This is a genomic window from Natronolimnohabitans innermongolicus JCM 12255 (genome assembly GCF_000337215.1).
Taxonomy (GTDB): Archaea; Halobacteriota; Halobacteria; order Halobacteriales; family Natrialbaceae; genus Natronolimnohabitans; species Natronolimnohabitans innermongolicus.
This window is the reverse complement of the sequence record NZ_AOHZ01000088.1, coordinates 25,430-42,202: the sequence shown is the minus strand read 5'-3', so window position 1 is coordinate 42,202 and position 16,773 is coordinate 25,430. Positions and strand designations below refer to the sequence as shown.

12 protein-coding genes and 2 pseudogenes are annotated in these 16,773 nt (G+C 57.0%); 3 read left to right on the top strand and 11 right to left on the bottom strand.

Going from position 1 to position 16,773, the window contains the following annotated elements; translation table 11 throughout:
* Nucleotides 1–153: 153 nt before the first annotated feature.
* Nucleotides 154–1,581, bottom strand: a complete 1,428-nt coding sequence (locus C493_RS19085; protein ID WP_007261134.1) for a sodium-dependent transporter — start codon at nucleotides 1,579–1,581, stop codon at nucleotides 154–156.
* Between the two features lie 1,408 nt (nucleotides 1,582–2,989).
* Between C493_RS19085 and C493_RS19080 the strand changes: the two genes are divergently transcribed.
* Nucleotides 2,990–3,523 (top strand): Rrf2 family transcriptional regulator, encoded by a 534-nt coding sequence (locus C493_RS19080; RefSeq protein WP_007261133.1) that lies wholly within the window; start codon nucleotides 2,990–2,992, stop codon nucleotides 3,521–3,523.
* 170 nt (nucleotides 3,524–3,693) lie between these two features.
* Here C493_RS19080 and C493_RS19075 read toward each other — a convergent pair whose 3' ends face one another.
* From C493_RS19075 to C493_RS22340, 8 genes and pseudogenes are all read right to left on the bottom strand, one after another.
* Nucleotides 3,694–3,975, bottom strand: coding sequence for a hypothetical protein (locus C493_RS19075; protein ID WP_007261132.1), 282 nt, complete (start codon nucleotides 3,973–3,975; stop codon nucleotides 3,694–3,696).
* 46 nt (nucleotides 3,976–4,021) lie between these two features.
* Nucleotides 4,022–5,356, bottom strand: coding sequence for a Trk system potassium transporter TrkA (gene trkA / locus C493_RS19070; RefSeq protein WP_007261131.1), 1,335 nt, complete (start codon nucleotides 5,354–5,356; stop codon nucleotides 4,022–4,024).
* Nucleotides 5,357–5,795: 439 nt separating this feature from the next.
* Nucleotides 5,796–6,237: pseudogene (locus C493_RS23950) on the bottom strand (IS6 family transposase); the annotation flags it as partial.
* Between the two features lie 126 nt (nucleotides 6,238–6,363).
* Complete coding sequence (gene chrA, locus C493_RS19065) at nucleotides 6,364–7,764, bottom strand: chromate efflux transporter (protein WP_007261130.1); 1,401 nt, start codon at nucleotides 7,762–7,764, stop codon at nucleotides 6,364–6,366.
* Between the two features lie 105 nt (nucleotides 7,765–7,869).
* Complete coding sequence (locus tag C493_RS22850) at nucleotides 7,870–8,505, bottom strand: universal stress protein (RefSeq protein ID WP_152421213.1); 636 nt, start codon at nucleotides 8,503–8,505, stop codon at nucleotides 7,870–7,872.
* 92 nt (nucleotides 8,506–8,597) lie between these two features.
* Nucleotides 8,598–9,278: an IS6 family transposase gene (locus C493_RS19050; RefSeq protein ID WP_007261127.1), complete on the bottom strand. Its 681-nt coding sequence runs from the start codon at nucleotides 9,276–9,278 to the stop codon at nucleotides 8,598–8,600.
* A 113-nt stretch (nucleotides 9,279–9,391) separates the two neighbouring features.
* Nucleotides 9,392–10,186: an enoyl-CoA hydratase/isomerase family protein gene (locus C493_RS19045; protein ID WP_007261126.1), complete on the bottom strand. Its 795-nt coding sequence runs from the start codon at nucleotides 10,184–10,186 to the stop codon at nucleotides 9,392–9,394.
* Between the two features lie 56 nt (nucleotides 10,187–10,242).
* Nucleotides 10,243–10,871, bottom strand: a pseudogene (locus C493_RS22340) (IS6 family transposase).
* Nucleotides 10,872–10,981: 110 nt separating this feature from the next.
* On the opposite strand from C493_RS22340, the gene C493_RS22335 reads away from it, so the two are divergent.
* The gene (locus tag C493_RS22335; RefSeq protein WP_083912452.1) at nucleotides 10,982–12,034 is read left to right on the top strand and encodes a zinc-dependent alcohol dehydrogenase; all 1,053 of its coding nucleotides are present in this window, start codon (nucleotides 10,982–10,984) and stop codon (nucleotides 12,032–12,034) included.
* A gap of 81 nt (nucleotides 12,035–12,115) precedes the next feature.
* Here the strand turns inward: C493_RS22335 and C493_RS19035 are convergent, their stop codons facing one another.
* Nucleotides 12,116–13,159, bottom strand: a complete 1,044-nt coding sequence (locus tag C493_RS19035) for a TAXI family TRAP transporter solute-binding subunit (protein ID WP_083912451.1) — start codon at nucleotides 13,157–13,159, stop codon at nucleotides 12,116–12,118.
* A 244-nt stretch (nucleotides 13,160–13,403) separates the two neighbouring features.
* Between C493_RS19035 and C493_RS19030 the strand changes: the two genes are divergently transcribed.
* Nucleotides 13,404–15,443: a TRAP transporter permease gene (locus C493_RS19030; protein WP_049889516.1), complete on the top strand. Its 2,040-nt coding sequence runs from the start codon at nucleotides 13,404–13,406 to the stop codon at nucleotides 15,441–15,443.
* A 120-nt stretch (nucleotides 15,444–15,563) separates the two neighbouring features.
* Here C493_RS19030 and C493_RS19025 read toward each other — a convergent pair whose 3' ends face one another.
* Nucleotides 15,564–16,733, bottom strand: a complete 1,170-nt coding sequence (locus C493_RS19025) for a M20 family metallopeptidase (protein WP_007261122.1) — start codon at nucleotides 16,731–16,733, stop codon at nucleotides 15,564–15,566.
* Nucleotides 16,734–16,773 lie beyond the last annotated feature (40 nt).

Here is a 16,773-nt window from a genome sequence, read left to right as displayed (position 1 = left end):
CTTTTCGCTTCCGGAACTGGACGGGAGCCAGTCGCTGTGTCAGATAGCGGCTGCTCAGATCACCGTCGACGCCGAACTCGAGTACGCAGCTGCAACCACCACAGAACGGTTCCGAATCGAAAGAGGGCCGTCGCCGACGCGGCCGACTGCTCGTCAGTCCGTGCTCTCGCTCGAGCGAGACCGCGGCTCGGAGACGGAACGACGGGCCGCTATCACGAGCGGCACCACTGTCAGTACCGTCGCGGCCAACAGCAGCTCGGTTCCCGTCGAGAGCCCGATCAGGGCCGTGACGTCGGCGTAGAACGTAAAGAGCAGGAACGCCGGGAAGACGGTCCCGATCGCGTACCGCCACGGGAGCACCAGCGGACGCGAGAGCGGACCCGCGCCTTCGAGGTACTCCTCGACCGCAGCCGGACCGAGCACCCAGGCCGTATAGACCATGAACCCGGTCAGGCCGAGCACGAGGAACAGGTCGACGAGGTGGTCGGCGAACAGCGTAAACACCGCGGGGCTGAACGCGTTCACGCCGCCGGTGAGTGCGACCAGCACGAATAGCCCTCGAGTCGCCGTGGACCGCTCGAGGTCGAACTCGTCGACCAGAAACGAGACCGGGATCTCGAGCATGCTGATCAGGCTCGTCAGGGCCGCGAGAAGAACTACGAGGAAGAACACTGCGCCGAGGAGCCGCCCGCCGGGCAGGCCCGCGAACGCGCCGGCGATCCCGACGAACAGGGCGCCGGGCCCGCCATCGGTCGGTCCCGCCGCGAACGAGAACAGCAACGGGAACAACACGAGTCCGGCCAGGACGCCGACGCCGAGATTGAACACGGCGATGGTCGAGGCGTCGAGGGGCAGCGAGCGATCGTCGTCGACGTAGGAGGCGTAGGTAATCATCGTGCCGCCGCCGATCGAGAGCGTGAACAGCGCCTGACCGGCGGCCGATCCCAGCACCGACAGGAAGTTCTCCGCGAGGTAGGTGCCGTCGAATCCGAGGTAGAACTCGTACCCCTGCGCGGCGCCGGGTTGTTGGGCCGCCCAGACCGCGAGTCCGACGAGCAACACGACGATGCCGGGCATCATCACCTTCGTCGTCGCCTCGATGCCGCGCCTGATCCCCGCGGCGACGATCAGGGACGTGACCGCGAGGACGGCGAGTTGATAGCCGAACGCTGCGGCACCGTAGCTGATCGCGTCGAAGTGAGCCTCCGGGCTCGCGAAGTAGGCGCCCGTCGCGCTCTCGAGGAAGTATCGGAGGATCCACCCGCCGACGACGCTGTAGAACGACATCAGCATGATCGAGGTGACGACACAGAGCGCGCCGAGCACCGTCCAGGCGCGCGATCCGGCGAGCGATTTGAACGCCCCGACCGGGTTCCGATTCGACCGTCGACCGATCACGAACGCGGCTAGCAATCCAGGGACCCCGACGACGAGGACGATGAGCAGATACAACAATAGAAAGGCGCTTCCGCCGTTCTCCGCGGTCATCCACGGGAACCGCCAGATGTTCCCCAGTCCGATCGCGCTTCCGACCGCGGCCAGGATGAATCCGGCGCGACTCCCCCAACTCTCACGTGCCATTCTGTCTCAGCGAACCAACTCGGCGCGCATAAGGATTATCGTTGAAGTGGTGTAAACAACCTAACGGTATCGTCTAGTTTCCCCTCCTGCTGATCCCTGTCTGCTTAGTTATCAATATAATTGTTTTGCGTTTAGTATTTCTTAAACTACACACTACTGACCCGATGTTTCTTGATATGAATCTACAATCCATAGGAGAATTTAACCTAAATACTTGAGATTTGAAATGCTTTTGATCAACGTAGTAGAACTGACTGACTACCCACAGTCACGGGAGAGAGGTTGGATATCTGTATCTCAGGGGAAATACCGGTCCCCAAAACTGTTTTTCCCCGGCTGGCAGATAGGAAAGCGACTGGAGCGGTGTCTTCGTTTGAGCACTGTGGTATTGGGAATACGCTGGGTTATTTATATTGTATAAAATAACCAAAACCGGCCATCGATAACCATGGCAGGAAATTTATTAATAGTGGGTCAAGACGCTTCGTCATCCGCAGAGCGCTTCGTGTTCTGCTGTCGAGGCAAATCTTCGATTCACCGACCGTCGAGACAGGTCATGGAGATCTATTCCCCGGGGGCTGCAATCGTGGTGAGTGGTCGCAATCAATGCGGTGATTGTTGAAGCAGCTACTCATCGAATTCGGTGGTCTCTATTTCCGGTATAAAAATCCAATATCACTGTATTATAGTAATACCTGAAACGATTTACACACTGATCGCACAGCTGTCGTGCAATCGAGTATGCAGCGACGTTCAGTGGCTACTATAGTTTGGGTTCGCAAGCGAGGTCATACTCGGTATTTCCGCCACGTTGATTACGAAGCCAAAGAGAACCACATCGACGGCCGAGGAATTATAAATGTATGCTTGTAAATTGAGAAGCGACTGCTCGAGACAGCTTATAAAAGTACACTGATGTTGGATCGAGGGTGTAAAACCCAGTTCGTTCCCCAAGTGCGACGAGGACGGTGCCGTACTCGCTATCTACTCCGCGGCGGCACACACGACGCGTTCGCGGTTCTGTCACTTCGCTCTCGTGATACTGCCGGACAGCAGTCAGTGAGCAGTCGGTCGCGCCGTCGCGGTCGGCTCCGACGGTGACGAGCGCCGTCGCGCGACCGATCGTCAACTCGTGCTGTCCGGCAGTATGAGTAGTACAATCCTCCGGCCCCCTATCGAGCTCACCAGACACCCTTACCGAGGAGTTCTTCGGAGGGCGACTGGTTCCCGCCTGATGGGGATCCGCAACCGACCGCAGGATTGCTGTCCAACGAGTATCCGAGTGGCGTCTCATCTCCGCTGTGATGGCTGTCAGTCAAAAAGCGCTCGACTTCACTGACAAGCTTCGGACTTGGCCCCGAGGCGGTGACTCGCCGGGCTTAAGACGGATCGCTACGAACAGTTTACTATGTCGTCTATCGAGCTCACTCCGAGCCAGAAACGGATTCTCCGCACACTAACGAACCTCCACAAGGTGTCCGAGGGAACCATCAAGGGCGAAGACATCGCCGAGCAGGTTGACCGAAACCCGGGAACGATCCGCAATCAGATGCAGAGCCTCAAAGCCCTCCAACTGGTAGAGGGTGTTCCCGGTCCAAAAGGCGGCTATAAACCGACCGCCGCAGCCTACGAAGCGCTCGATATCCAGCAGTTAGACGATCCAGTCTCCGTCGGCCTCGAGCACGAGGGAACCCTCGTCAAAGACGTCATCGTCGAAGGAATCGACCTCTCGAGCGTTCACCACCCCGAACTCTGCCGCGCGGAGATCCATCTGCAAGGAACCATCGGCGACATCGACGAAGACGACCCGGTCACCGTCGGCCCGACTCCCCTCTCGAAACTCGTCATCGATGGCCGCGTCGACGGCAAGGACGACACGAACAACATCCTCATCCTCCGAATCGACGACATGGTCGCTCCGGCCGAAGAATCCGAACACTGATCGCGCGCCTCGTCGGCGCTCTCCGCCCGTGTCCCCCGACCACAGTTCTCTCTTCGAGCAACAGTACACCCCCGAACTACAGAACATCTTGCAGCCGCTTTCGTTTTCGAACCGTGAAACGGGATGTCTGTCACGTCAGAGACAGTGCGGTATACCTACTGCACAGACGGCTAGGATCCGGCTCGGTTAACTTCAACCACCGTCCCGATCATCGACCACTCCGATTCGCCCACGCCCTTTCGTCCGACCAGGATCGATTCGTTATCCGAACTCGTAACGAATCGGTAGTCCGCATCATCGTCCTCACGACTCCCCTCCGCCTGAAATTCCTGCTGAAAGAACTCCGCCCCGGTGATATGAAATACGGCCGTCGTTCCCTCGCTGAGCGTCAGCTCGACGGGGTCGGGACTGATCTGGTGTATTCGCTTCGCGATCGGGTTGAGGTCTGCCATATCTGTGTACTGGCGATTGCAGCCTATAAGTCGTGCTGCTTTCGCGTCAGATCACGTCGGTAATTTCGTCGAGTACGTCCGCATCCACGAACAGAACGACGTGGTCACCCGGTCTGAGTACGGTCGTTCCTCGAGGCGTCACGAGTTCACCAGCTCGAGCGATCGCGCCGATGATAACTCCCTCCGGAAGATTCGCCGTCGAATCGCTGATTTCACGATCCGCGAGAATACTCTCTTCAGTAACGACGATTTCGATCACTTCTGCGCGATCGTGGTCGAGCAGGACGATCTTTTCAGTCGGGATCAGGCGGGTGAATCGAATTATCTCTTCGGCGGTTTCTTCGCGCGGATTAACGGTTACGTCGACGCCGGCGGTCTCGAACAACTCGGTGTACTCGCTGTGCTCGACGATAGCGACGGTTTCACCGACGCCGAACTGGCGGGCAACTAGTGATACGAGTAAGTTCCGTTCGTCCTGCGGCAATGCAGCGATAACGATATCCGCGTCACTGATGTGTTCGCGCTCCAGAAATCCGACGTCTGCGGGGTCTTCCTCGAGTACTGTCGTCTTCGGAAGTGCTTCGGCCGCATTTCGGGCGCGGTCGGGGTCCTGTTCAATTATCCACGGGTGGTAGCCGTGTTCTTCGAATAGCTGGGCGATTTGGAGGCCAATCTCACTCGCACCGGCGATAACGACTTCGTCGCTTGCACTTCGTGATGACAATGAAACGCGATCCGCGACGCTCGTAACGCCGCTAGCACTCCCGATGACCACGATCCGATCGGTGGAGCGTATTACTGTTTCTCCCGTCGGAAGGATTAACTCGTCATCGCGGAAGATCGCTGCGATCGTTATGGATTCGTCCAGATCGATCTCGCGCACGGTCTGATTACCGAGTGGACTCCTGTCGTCGATTTCGAACGCAGCCATTCGAACGAGACCGTTCACAAACGTATCAACCTCTTCTGCAGCCGGGAGTCCAGCGATTCGAAACGCTGCTTCGGACGTCAACGAGTTCGTACAAACCATGAAATCGACACCGAAAGCGTCCGGGTGATCATTCCAGGTTTCGGAGAGCGTTCGATGTCTCACTCGGGCGATCGTGAAGGTGTCAGCGATCGTCGTCGCGGTCGCACAGATAACGGTATTGACATCGTCATCGTCAGTACACGCGACCACGAGATCTGCTCGTTCGATTTCAGCCTCACGTAGCGTCTTGATATCTCGGCCGTCTCCGTGGACGGCGAGCACATCGTACGCGTACGTGAGCTCCTCGACGAGCCGCTCGTCACAATCGACAACGACCACCTCGTGAAGTTCCGCGAGCGTCGTCGCGATCGTTTGCCCGACCTCACCAGCCCCGACGACCAGTATCCGCATCGAACTCGCAGGTAACCGACGATCGAGAGTCGACTCCAACCTGCCATTAGTGACTGTCATTGGTTTCTGTGGACCATCCGGTAGACCCATTGACTGCCGCAGTAGTCGTCTCGTCTCGGATGTGAGTACAGATAGCACTCCCGCATCAATATGCGTTGCGCTCATTGGGAGAGCGACTCCATCTATCGAGTGAAGTCCGAGGAGAAATTAACTACCAGAAAAACAGTAATTATCTCACTCTCGTAAGGTCTACCGCAGTTTGACAGCCCCTTCAGAATTAGGAGTTCAGGGTTGATGTGTTGTGGCTGCAGCGCGCTGAGTGTCTTGTAGCGATCCTCAAGGTTGTGACACCTCGAGGTGACTCTCATCACCATAGTTACTACTACAGACAGTTGTGTGTAAACTCTATTGAAACGATCCGTAGACTACTGGGGCACTGTCAGTTTCGCACCGCCGCTGGCGTCTGTCCGCTGAGTGACTGGTGTGGTCGCTGTGTGTGATAGTAGTGTCCAAACTGTTCAAGTCGCTCTCTGCGACTCGCCCGACTACCTGCCCACGAGGTATGGAAGCGTTCGACCCTCATTTCGAGGTGTAAAACCACTTTTAGATGTGGGTTTGATCAACGTAGTCGAGGTAACCATTGAATCCTTATCGGGAGAGGGTGGCCAGATATCAAGCACCATCGACGAGAAACTCAGCGCCGGAGAGATCGTGTTTCCCGGTGAGACTGTACAGAAACACAGCAGCTGGATCGGTGCCTCACCGTCCAAGAGCGCTACATCGAGAACGAGTTTTGTCTCGAGGGGTATTGCGTTGAATATCCAAGATAGTGGGCCATTATTCCTGACAGTAATTTTATCAATCGCGACCCTTGACGGCTGCGTCATCCGCAGAACGCTTCGCGTTCTGCTGTCGTGGCGAGTTTCACAAGAATGACGCCGAGGAATTCAATGCTGCCGTGAATACGTGGAACTGTTTCACTTCGTTGAGTGGAGTTGAAATCGTAGCTATACAAGAAAGAACGCTCCGATGCCAACGGCGCCTCCGCCGATGATGAGATACGCCGCGTGGATTCCCCGGACGAACAACCAGTAGGTGGCGACAGCGAGGAGAATCGTAAAAACGTCGAAAGTAATGTCGCTGATAGCGACGGGGATGCTCGGCTGCTCGACGACGAACGATTCCTGTGCGAGCAGGACCGTCGCACCGAGAATTGCGCCGATGACGGCGGCGTTGACGGCGATCAGCGCGGACTGTACGACCTCGTTCTCGCGGATCTTCGCGAAGTATGGGAAGAACCCGATGATGAAGGCGAACGACGGGCTGAACGCCCCGATCGTGGCTACGAGTGCCCCGAGTACGGCGATGGCGATGATGCCACCCGAGATGTCAAGCATGAGCTTGTAGCCGACGAAGGCCGTCGTCATCACGACTGGCCCGGGCGACAACTGGCCGATGGCGATTCCATCGACGAACTCCCTACCTGTCATCCAACCGAACTCGCGGACCACGTACAGTTCGATGAACGGGATCAGCACCAAGCCACCACCGTAGATAAACGATCCCGTATAGATCATGAACAGAAAGAGCTGGATCCACGGGTTCGCCCACAACGCTACCAGCACGCCCCAGAGCGGACTCGCCTGGACTGCTTGCACTACGGCGGGACCGAGCAGACCGAGAACGCGGTCACGAAGCACGTAAACTGCCGCGGCGATCGTGCCTGCGATGGTCCACGGCGTCAACCGCCGCGCGTTCGTCCGGATCCACTCGGAGCGATATGCGGTGACGCCAATGAGGCCGGCTACGATGAACAGCAGTACTGGGTTCGTGCCGAGGACGGCCATCGCGATCGTCGTGACGAGGAGCAATACGACGAGTAGGTAGTCGATATTCCAGGTGTCGTCACCGATCTCGACTTTCGCGTCGGTTCGCCCTTCCGCGAAGGCGCTGTGGGTCAGCGAGTAACAGGCTCCGACGATGAGCCCGATCACGACGGGGTTGATCCCGTAGAACAGCGCCTCGACTGCTGGCACCTGTTGATAGGCGAAGTAGAGCCACGAGAAGAAGAGGACAATGATGAACGTCGGCAGCATGAAGAAAAAGCCCGCGACGAGCGCACCTTTTACCCCGGCGTATATCCAGCCCATGAAGATGCCGAGCTGGGTTGATGCCGGGCCCGGCAGCATGTTGCAGATGGCAAGGCCCTCCATGAAGATCGACTGGTCGGTCCACTCCTTGCTGTCCTCGCCGACGAGGTCGTCCTCCATCATTGCGATGTGGACCATCGGTCCGCCGAAGCCGACGATGCCGATGAACAGGAAGTAGCGAGCGATCTCCACTAGCTTGCCGGGCGTGGACTGGCCGGCGTACTCCGTTTTCGCCGCGTCGATCGTTTCGTCGGCCATGATTATCGGCTTCCGTCTCGTCAATGCGGTACTGCGCGGGTCACCCGGACGGGATAGTCTTCATCAGCCACGATATGGCATATCAGTGCATGCGTTGTCATCAATCTACGACTTGGGTGGAACGACAAAGACGGGACACCCGGAAGCCTGACTGATGCGATGCGGAACGTCGCCAAAGATGTAGTCCATAAGGGACGGTTTGTTCCCTCCCATGACGATCGCATCGTAATTTTTCGCCCGTTCGATAATGGTTCCGACCGCGTCATCGGACTCGACGAGTTCCGCGTCGATCACCTGCTCGTCAATGCCGCTCTCGCGCAACTGCTCCCGGGCCATGGCGAGTAGCGCCTCACCTATGGGCTGGTCCAATTCCGAATCAGCGGCGTGTAACAACTGCACGTGCCCGAGCGTGTCATTAGGAAATCCGCCCACGACGCCAGTGATCTGTTCGACGTTAACGTCGCCACGAAGCTGGACGAGAATCCACTCCATCCGCTCGGCATGATGCGGAACGAGAATAACGTCACTTGCTTCGGCTTTCGCAATTCGATCAATTTCTTCACGCCGATTGTGCGTGTAGACGAGTTTCGATGTGGTCGTAGCTCCGGCAGTCCGAAGCCGATCGACAATCTCGCCGACGACATCTTCGTTCTCGGGTGCCGTCTCATGACGGGCCTGCGCTGGAGCGGTCTGATCAGGAACCGTGCATACCCCCAATACGTGTACGTCCGAATCGGTCAACAGATTCACAACGGAATCGGGGACCGGTACTGGATCCGGCAGTTCGACGGGGACGAGAACACGGGATGACACAATAGGGTAACCGGCACTGTCTAGTTTAGCACCTCCTCAGCTGGTGTTCGTCCACCGAGCGATTGATGCGGTCTCTGATGGTTGTAGTAATGCACGAACTGTTCAATCCATTTGCGAGCGCTCCGCCGACTGCCCACCCACGAGGTATGGAAACGGTCGACCCGTATTTTGAAGGTATGAAACCACTTTTCGATGAGGTTTCGGTCGGTATAGTCAACCCGACCGTTCAGTCCTAATCGAGCAAGGGCAGTCCGGTAGCCAAACTGATCAACGAGAAACACCGCCTCGGAGAGATCGTGTTTCTCGCGGAGTCCATGCAGGAACGCAGCCGCCGGATCGGTGCCGTGGCGGCCGAACAGCTGGGCGTCGAGAATCAACTTTGTATCGAGGTCTATTGCAGCGTACAGCCAAGACCATTCGCCGTTTATTTTGACAGCGGTCTCGTCAACTGCGACCCGCGAGGGCTTCGCCCTCGGCGGGTCAGGGACGCTGTCAGCCAGCCGATGTACCCAGTTCCAAACCGCTCCATGAGAGCGTTCAACGCCTAATTCGGCAAGAATCGTTGTTGTCTCCCGAAGCGAACAACCGGTGGCGTGGAGGCGGACGGCAAACGCCCTGACGGGCGTTGCCGTCCGTTCGTTCTCCCAAGTTTCTTCTAAATCCGCGTCGTAGCTCTCGCTGAGCAGGTCTGCGAGCTTCATTCCAAATTCACTCAACGACCTGCTCACTTCTCAAACTGACTCAACTAGACAGTGCCCTTTGTGCCTGCCCATCCTCTAAGACACATGTGAAGGTACTGATCGGCACTCGTCAGTCAGGGTTTGTCCGATTCGTGCATCCAGTCGAGGGCAGCTTGCAGTCCCTCCTCGTCCCGAATCTCTCGAAATTGCTCCGCCGCTGAGGACTCCATGGTGAGGGCGCCGACGTACTCGTCGATACGGCCGTACCGCCTGAATCCCTGGGTTTCCTGTACACCGTTGAGCAGGTCCTTCGCGATGGCCACGGCCGTACTCGGAGTCTTCTTGATGGCGTCGACTTCCGCATCGACGGTCGCCTCCAGTTCGTCTTCGGGGACGACCCGATTGACCAGCCCCATCTCGCTGGCAATAGCCGCGTCCACAGTCTTCCCCGAGTAGAGCAGTTCCCGGGCGTCCTTCAGTGAATCCGTCACGAACGGCAGAACGAACTTCGGCGGAGGTTCGCCGAAGTGCATGTCTGGATACCCGAACTCGGACCGCTCCGTCGCAAAGGTAAGATCACAGCAGATCGCGAGGTTGCACCCGCCGGCGACCGCGGGGCCGTCGACCGCCGCGATGACCGGAAGCCGCGCCGAGAAGATTGCTTCGAGGTGAGTCCGCTGATCGAGGATACGGTCATCGGTCGACCGCTCGCCCTCAGCCTGACTAATGTCGTAGCCTGAAGAGAAGGCACGGCCGTTGCCGCGCAGAACGATGACCCGGACGTTCTCGGTGGCCGCGGCGCGGTCGATCGCGGCCTCGAGTTCGCTCAGTAACGGTGGGTTCAACGCGTTGAGCGCGTCCGGACGATCCAGTGCGATTCGGGCCACACCCTCGTCTACGGTGTACTCGAGATTGTCATACGTTCCCATAGAGCACTAATTTCGCGCCATTCATATATATCATCGGGCCTGTTGCAGCCTCGTGTTTAGTTAGTCACATTGTGCCAGACGATGAAGGTCTGGAGCCGCGGTTCAGCCGCTCCTAGATCACCGTGATTGAACCAGACTGTAAACATAGAAGTATTCAGGCTTACCACGCAAGAGATACATTCAACGGCGTCCAACTTCTGTGTTCTCGTATCGAAATTGGAGTTCGCTTCGTCGGAGTGCTGTCTGGAAATGAGTTGCACCATCGACGAGAAACACAGTTACCTCGACGGCGTGTTTCTCGATTAGTTCTCGTAAGAAGACTCTGTAGGGTGGATATAGTTGTCAAAAACAGCCGAGATACAGCAATTCGTTCGGTTTTGGATCGACAGTAGCGTACGGCCAATACTGTTGCTCGTCGATCCGAATCACCGTTTCGTCGAGCAACGTGATTCGGTGACGCACCGTCTGCGGGTTATAAATCACATTTGTGAACCCAATTGCGAACGGCCTTCTGCGACCGATTAACACAGATCTTCTCCAATTATTAAATAGTATTTGAAAGCGATAGTTTGGACATATACAGCCGAATATACAGCTCCATCAGTTGACGCGGTGTCCGCTCGCGCCCCACAAAATGAAAATAATTGTTCTCATGCTCGTTTAAGTAGAATGTCTCAAATGATATACCGGATGCTGATGATCGTCACTGTTTAATCGTGCCTTCGAACACTGGGTCCGATGTCGAGTTCAAAACAGGTCTAAACCTTAATATAGCTGACTACCGCTATTCAGGACATGAAAGCTATTGTCAAACACGGTAGCAAAGCGGGAGCGGTAGCGATCGAAGACGTTGAGAAGCCGCATTATTCTCAAAACGAAGTACTGATCCGAGTTCGGGCTGCTGGCGTCTGCGGGAGTGACGTCGGCGCCTACCTAGGGAAACCGGAGTACGAGTACATCGACACGCCGGCGATTCTCGGACACGAGTGTGCGGGGACCGTAGAGTCGGTCGGCACTGACGTCAAGTCAGTCGAACCGGACGATCGTATCGCACTCCAGCCCGGTTCCCCATGTGGCGCGTGTTATCAATGTCGTACTGGCGAACCGAATAATTGTCCGGACCGGGTGCCCGCCGTCGCTGCGGGGGGGTTTGCACCGTACGTTGTCGCGAAGCCCGATCAAGTCGTGTCCGTGCCGGATGACGTCCCGATCGAGCACGCCGCAATAACGGAACCATTGGCTGTCACGCACAGAGCGGTCGTGACGAAAGGCGGCGTGTCGCCGGGAGATTCCGTCCTCGTGCAAGGTCCGGGTCCAATGGGTGTTTTCAGCTCTCTGGTTGCACGAGCGGCTGGTGCAGACGTCGTTGTTACGGGGTTACCGGACGACGCGGTTCGGCTCGAAACGTTATCTGATCTCGATATCGAGACAGTCACGATCAATTCCGATACCGGTGAACCGAGTCCGGAGGCGCTGTGCGGACGATACGCGACACGAAACGGCTTCGACGTCGCGGTTGATGCGACCGGCGTCGAGAGCGGCGTGGGAACGGCCATCGAAGCGACTCGGGATGGCGGCACCATCGTCGTCATCGGAATTCCTTCTACGCCGGTCACAATCAATATGGCCGAACTCGTTCGCTCGGAGATCGATCTCAGGACTTCCCACGGCAGTGTCACTGAGGATTTTTTTCGAGCGTTAGAACTGCTTCGCTCACCCGACGCTCTTCCGATCGATTCAATCGTCGATCCCGCCGATCCGCGGCGTCCTAACGACGCGTTCGAATCGTTCGTCCGGGCAGAGACAGTCAAGCCGCTGCTCGATATCGACGAACTCCAGACGGTGTGATCCGTTCACGAGCTCAGTTCCGATAGGCTTCGGTACGCCGCTCGGTCGATCGGAAACGTCGCGAAAAGATTCGCGCTCGAATTAGTTGTGAACTTCCCAGTCGTCGTTCCAGACACCGATCTCCTCGTAGAAGTCCGCCGCAGCCTCGTGGAACGGCATCTCGGGAAATACGGTGTCGACCCAGTAGTCGTCGTCCTCGAAGAGATCCAGTAGGTCGTGATACTGTCCTAGTTCCTCGCGGTGTTCGTGCAACGTACTCAGGAACTCGTAGACCATATCGTAGTCTAGGTCTGCCCGAGTAATATGGATGTACGGTGCGACGATTCCGAGGTTTTCGTCGGGCGTGTTCACGAGGTCTTCGGAGATATCTTCCCTGTCGAACCAGTCGGTCACGATCTCGCTTTCCTCGAGCGTCTCGGCGTCTTCGTCCGGGTAATCGAGCAGTTGCGCATCGACGGTACTGACGATTTCCTGCCCCCAGCCCGCCAGATTTGGTCCCACAAGTTGGAGGATGCCGACGTCGAGACGACCCTCGTTGAAGGCACTGCCCTGGTCAGCTTGATTGACGTCGTCGAGCGTGTAATCGTCTTCGGTTATTCCGATTTCTTCCAAGGCTAATTGGAGCGTCGTTCTGTTCGTACTGCCGGCGACGTTCGGTGAAATAACCGTGTCGGAATCGATGTCCTGCACCGTTTCGTACGACTCGTCGGCCGTGACCCAGAACGTACTGATGTCGTAGAAAAAGAACACCTGCGCCGGTTCGTAGTCCAGGTCGTCGAACGGCTCTTCTTCGGCCCGAATAGCTCGCTCGAGGGTATCGTCTATGTATCCCATCTCGGATTCGCCCTGATTGATCAAGCCGACGTTCTCTTCGGAGCCCCGGCTCGTGAGCCCTTCCATCTCGATCTCATCCGAGTGCTCATTTATCACAGCAGCCATCCCTTGACTCATCGCGTAGGCGGACGTGCCCTCGGTAGAGGTGTGCATTCGGAGTGTTCCGTCCTCGGCGCCTCCAGTACCGTTGCCTCCCCCGATGCACCCTGCTACGCCGGCTAACCCAGCTGCACCGACCGCCGTAAGGAATGACCTGCGGTTAGCATGTCCGTGTTTGCCACAGTCTTTCATGGTCCATGTGGACTATCTTGAAACCTATATTAAACACTAACGCTTACGATCTCCGATGTTGCCGTAATTACAAATTACCAAATTAAAGAAAAATATGTTTATCTCTGGGAGCCACAACATGCTAAATATACCTATCATAATTTATATATTTCCGTATACAAGATTGTTAGTTAACAGAGCAATATTACTTGGAGACGGCCATTTCTCGGTAAGGTATAAATGTGAGTACCTGAATTACAGTTTCATGGGCGTGTTAGACAATTCCTCACTCTCGGTTAGCAGAGATGACGTTACACCGTTGAACTTCCTTCGAGGGTTGATATGGATCCTCGGAATCACGCTGACCCTGTATACGATTTACTACGCGCACTCGAGAATGCTTATTCGGCTTCGGTACTCGAACATCTTTCTCGGGATTGGCATCTGCCTCTTTTACCTGGTTCAACTCCAAAACCTCTACGAAGATTCCTCTCAGAAGAGCGCAATGAGTGACGGGGATCAATCAACCGTCACGGTAGATGCGGTTCCGGACGTCGTTCTCGAGCGGTGGCGCGCTATCGACGCAGTGTTGCTGGTTCTCGGTGCGACACTCGCAGTGTTGGGATCACTATACATCGAACTGAACTTCACTCGACTGTTCGAGGATGCGCCGGTTCTCGGATACGAGACGAACGATTACATCGTCGGCGGCATCCTGATGCTGCTCGTCATCGATGCAACGAGACGAGCGTTCGGGAACCTAATCGCGGTCGTTACTATTGTTTCAATTCTCTACGCTCACCACTGGTTCGCGCCGTATATGCCAGGGCTATTGAATCACACAGGATTCACCTGGGAACAGATCATCCGGGAAGGTGCGGTCTCCCTGTCAGGTATTTATCACGATACCGTCGTCGGGATCGGCACGACCTGGGTCGCGATCTTCATCATGTTTGCTGGAATCGCGAAGGCCTACGGACTAATGGACTGGGTTCTCGAGGTGGGACGAGAACTCGGAACAACGCTGCGAACCGGTGTCGTTCAGATTGCGCTCATCGCGAGCATGATTATGGGATCGATCACCGGGAGCGCGGCTGCAAATACGGCGACGACCGGGAGCTTCACGATCCCGATGCTGAAAGAGCAGGGTATCCGCCCTGACTTCGCTGCGGCGATGGAAAGCGTCGCTTCGAGCGGGGGACAAATGTTACCCCCGATCATGGGCGTCGCCGCGTTCCTGATGGCGGATATCTTGGGCGTTCAGTACGTTCAGATCATCCAGGCCGGGACGATACCCGCGCTCCTGTTCTATTTCAGCGTAGGAGTCGCACTCCACCTAGTCGTCACGAAACACGGATGGACGGAGACCGACACGACTCCGTTCGACAAATCGGTTCTGGTGAACGGCCTCAAGTTCCTCCCGGCGCTGGCCGTTCTCATTTACGGCCTCGTCGTAATGCGTCTCACCCCTCTCTCAGCTGGATTGTACACGATAATCACGATGTGGATCGTTGCACTCGCGACGACGGCGATCTCCGATCGGAGCGTCGCAGGCGTTCGGACCGAGATCTATAATACGCTAAAGGGGCTCAGGGATGGCGCCATAGAGATGGCCCCGCTAGTCGGTGTTCTCGCGGCGATGGGGATAATCATCGAAATGCTGGTGAACACAGGTCTCGCACAGAAGGTGAGTACGGCGCTCGTTTCGATGGGAGCAGGGGCGTTGGTGCTCGTCCTCGTATTTGCGATGATCGCCAGTATTCTGTTCGGACTCGGTATGCCGACGCCCGCAGCGTATATTTTAGTCGTTATTCTCGTTGCCCCAGGGATAATCGATCTGGGAATTCAAGATATTACAGCCCACATGTTCGTGTTCTACTTCGCGATGCTGTCGGCGATTACGCCGCCCGTAGCCATCGCGGTTGCCGTCGGGTCCCGCATTGGGAACGCCGACTTCAACAAAACCTGCGTCCAAGCGCTTCGAATCGGTGCACCGGGTTTTCTCATCCCGTACTCGTTCATCGTTAACGAGTCGCTGATATACTGGTCGTTCCCCGATACGCTAATCGCGTTCCCGATGGTCCTCGTCGGTACGGTTGCGCTCGTCATCACGACCATCGGCTACGACGGATCGCGGCGACTCAACTACCTCTTTCGCAGCGTCTTCCTCGTGTTGGCGTTCGGTGCACTGTACGGTGCAGTCGTAAGCGTCGCACTCCAAGGGATTTCGGCGTTCCTCATCGCGTCGCTGATCGTCATCGGCAGTAAGGAGATCAGCCTTCCCCTCACCGATCCCACCGAGTGAGCGGGACGGTTCCCGAACTCAACCGACCGCCCATTGATTCCGTTCGCGGCGTCGCTGTCGTCTCGGGTTCTATCGTCGCACGGGTCAATTTGAACAACGATTCGTTGAATCTCCCGGGAATTACGAATTCTCAGTCCGGGAGCAGCGTTCCGTGATCGTTCGACACAGTACGTCAACCGCGTCAACGAGTAGATCGATCCTGGCCCATTCATCGACTGTGTGCGCCTGCGTGGGCGTGCCTGGCCCCCAGATAATCGTCGGAATACCAGCGTCGTTGACGAGGTTTCGCTGGTCCGTTGCCGCCTCCTTTCCGGCCGGTTCCGTCGGCGCGCCCGCTACCATTGCGGCGTGAGAACGAACCGTCTCCGCGATCGGCGCATCCGTGGGGATTTCAGCAGCCTCGTACGTTCGGGTGCGTTCAACTGTCACGTCGAACCCTTGGTCGCGAATCGGTTCGAATAGATCGTTCATCTCCTGGTCGATATCGGCGAGCGATTCGCTCGGGAGGAAGCGGCGGTCGAACCGAAGTTCGACCAGTTCCGCAAGCACATTCTCCTTCGTCCCGCCATCAACCATCGTGGGCGTACAGAGCGATGCACCGATCAGCGGGTGCGTCCGGTCAGCGATCTCGCTCCGATAATCCTCGAGGCACTCACCGAATTCTAACAGCGCGTCAACCGCGTTGTTTCCGGTGTGCGGTCGACTCGCGTGACCCGCTTCGCCCGCGATCTGCGCAGCGTACCACGCAAGTCCCTTCCCAACGGTCTGGACCTCCAGTTCGGTTGGTTCGAGGACGATGCCGTGATCAGCGTCGAGATCCGAAACCAGCGTCTTCGTGCCGGGTTCAGCGGTCTCTTCGCCGATCGCGAACGTCAGGGTAAGCGTTCCTTCGAGTCGGTCGTTCGCTGCTTCGCGCGCGGCGAGCATCGCGGCAGCGAGACCGGATTTCATGTCGCTGGCTCCGCGCCCATACACGCGACCGTCGTCGACGACGCCTTCGAAAGGGTCGACGGACCATCGGTCGCGATCGCCCGCTGGCACGACGTCGATGTGGCCGTTGAGCACGAGGTGGTCGCAATCACCGTCTCCGTCACCGATCGTCGCGACGACCTGCGGTCGATCGGGATACGGTTCGAGGACGAGTTCAGCGTCGATACCGGCATCGGTGAGCCACTCGACGATGAACTCCGCACACGCCGCCTCTCGACCGGGTGGATTCAGTGAGTCGAACGAGATCAGTTCGGCGAGCAACTCCGCGGCCTCGGATTCGGTTACGCTGGGTTCGTCCATAGGTCATTCACTCCGAACGGACGTATAATCGTAACCCCGC

What these genes read in the sequence shown, in the direction of transcription:
- C493_RS19085 (WP_007261134.1), bottom strand. Translation starts at nt 1,581, where the DNA reads ATGGCACGTGAGAGTTGGGGGAGTCGCGCCGGATTCATCCTGGCCGCG.
- C493_RS19080 (WP_007261133.1), top strand. Translation starts at nt 2,990, where the DNA reads ATGTCGTCTATCGAGCTCACTCCGAGCCAGAAACGGATTCTCCGCACA.
- C493_RS19075 (WP_007261132.1), bottom strand. Translation starts at nt 3,975, where the DNA reads ATGGCAGACCTCAACCCGATCGCGAAGCGAATACACCAGATCAGTCCC.
- trkA (WP_007261131.1), bottom strand. Translation starts at nt 5,356, where the DNA reads ATGCGGATACTGGTCGTCGGGGCTGGTGAGGTCGGGCAAACGATCGCG.
- chrA (WP_007261130.1), bottom strand. Translation starts at nt 7,764, where the DNA reads ATGGCCGACGAAACGATCGACGCGGCGAAAACGGAGTACGCCGGCCAG.
- C493_RS19050 (WP_007261127.1), bottom strand. Translation starts at nt 9,278, where the DNA reads ATGAAGCTCGCAGACCTGCTCAGCGAGAGCTACGACGCGGATTTAGAA.
- C493_RS19045 (WP_007261126.1), bottom strand. Translation starts at nt 10,186, where the DNA reads ATGGGAACGTATGACAATCTCGAGTACACCGTAGACGAGGGTGTGGCC.
- C493_RS22335 (WP_083912452.1), top strand. Translation starts at nt 10,982, where the DNA reads ATGAAAGCTATTGTCAAACACGGTAGCAAAGCGGGAGCGGTAGCGATC.
- C493_RS19035 (WP_083912451.1), bottom strand. Translation starts at nt 13,159, where the DNA reads ATGAAAGACTGTGGCAAACACGGACATGCTAACCGCAGGTCATTCCTT.
- C493_RS19030 (WP_049889516.1), top strand. Translation starts at nt 13,404, where the DNA reads ATGGGCGTGTTAGACAATTCCTCACTCTCGGTTAGCAGAGATGACGTT.
- C493_RS19025 (WP_007261122.1), bottom strand. Translation starts at nt 16,733, where the DNA reads ATGGACGAACCCAGCGTAACCGAATCCGAGGCCGCGGAGTTGCTCGCC.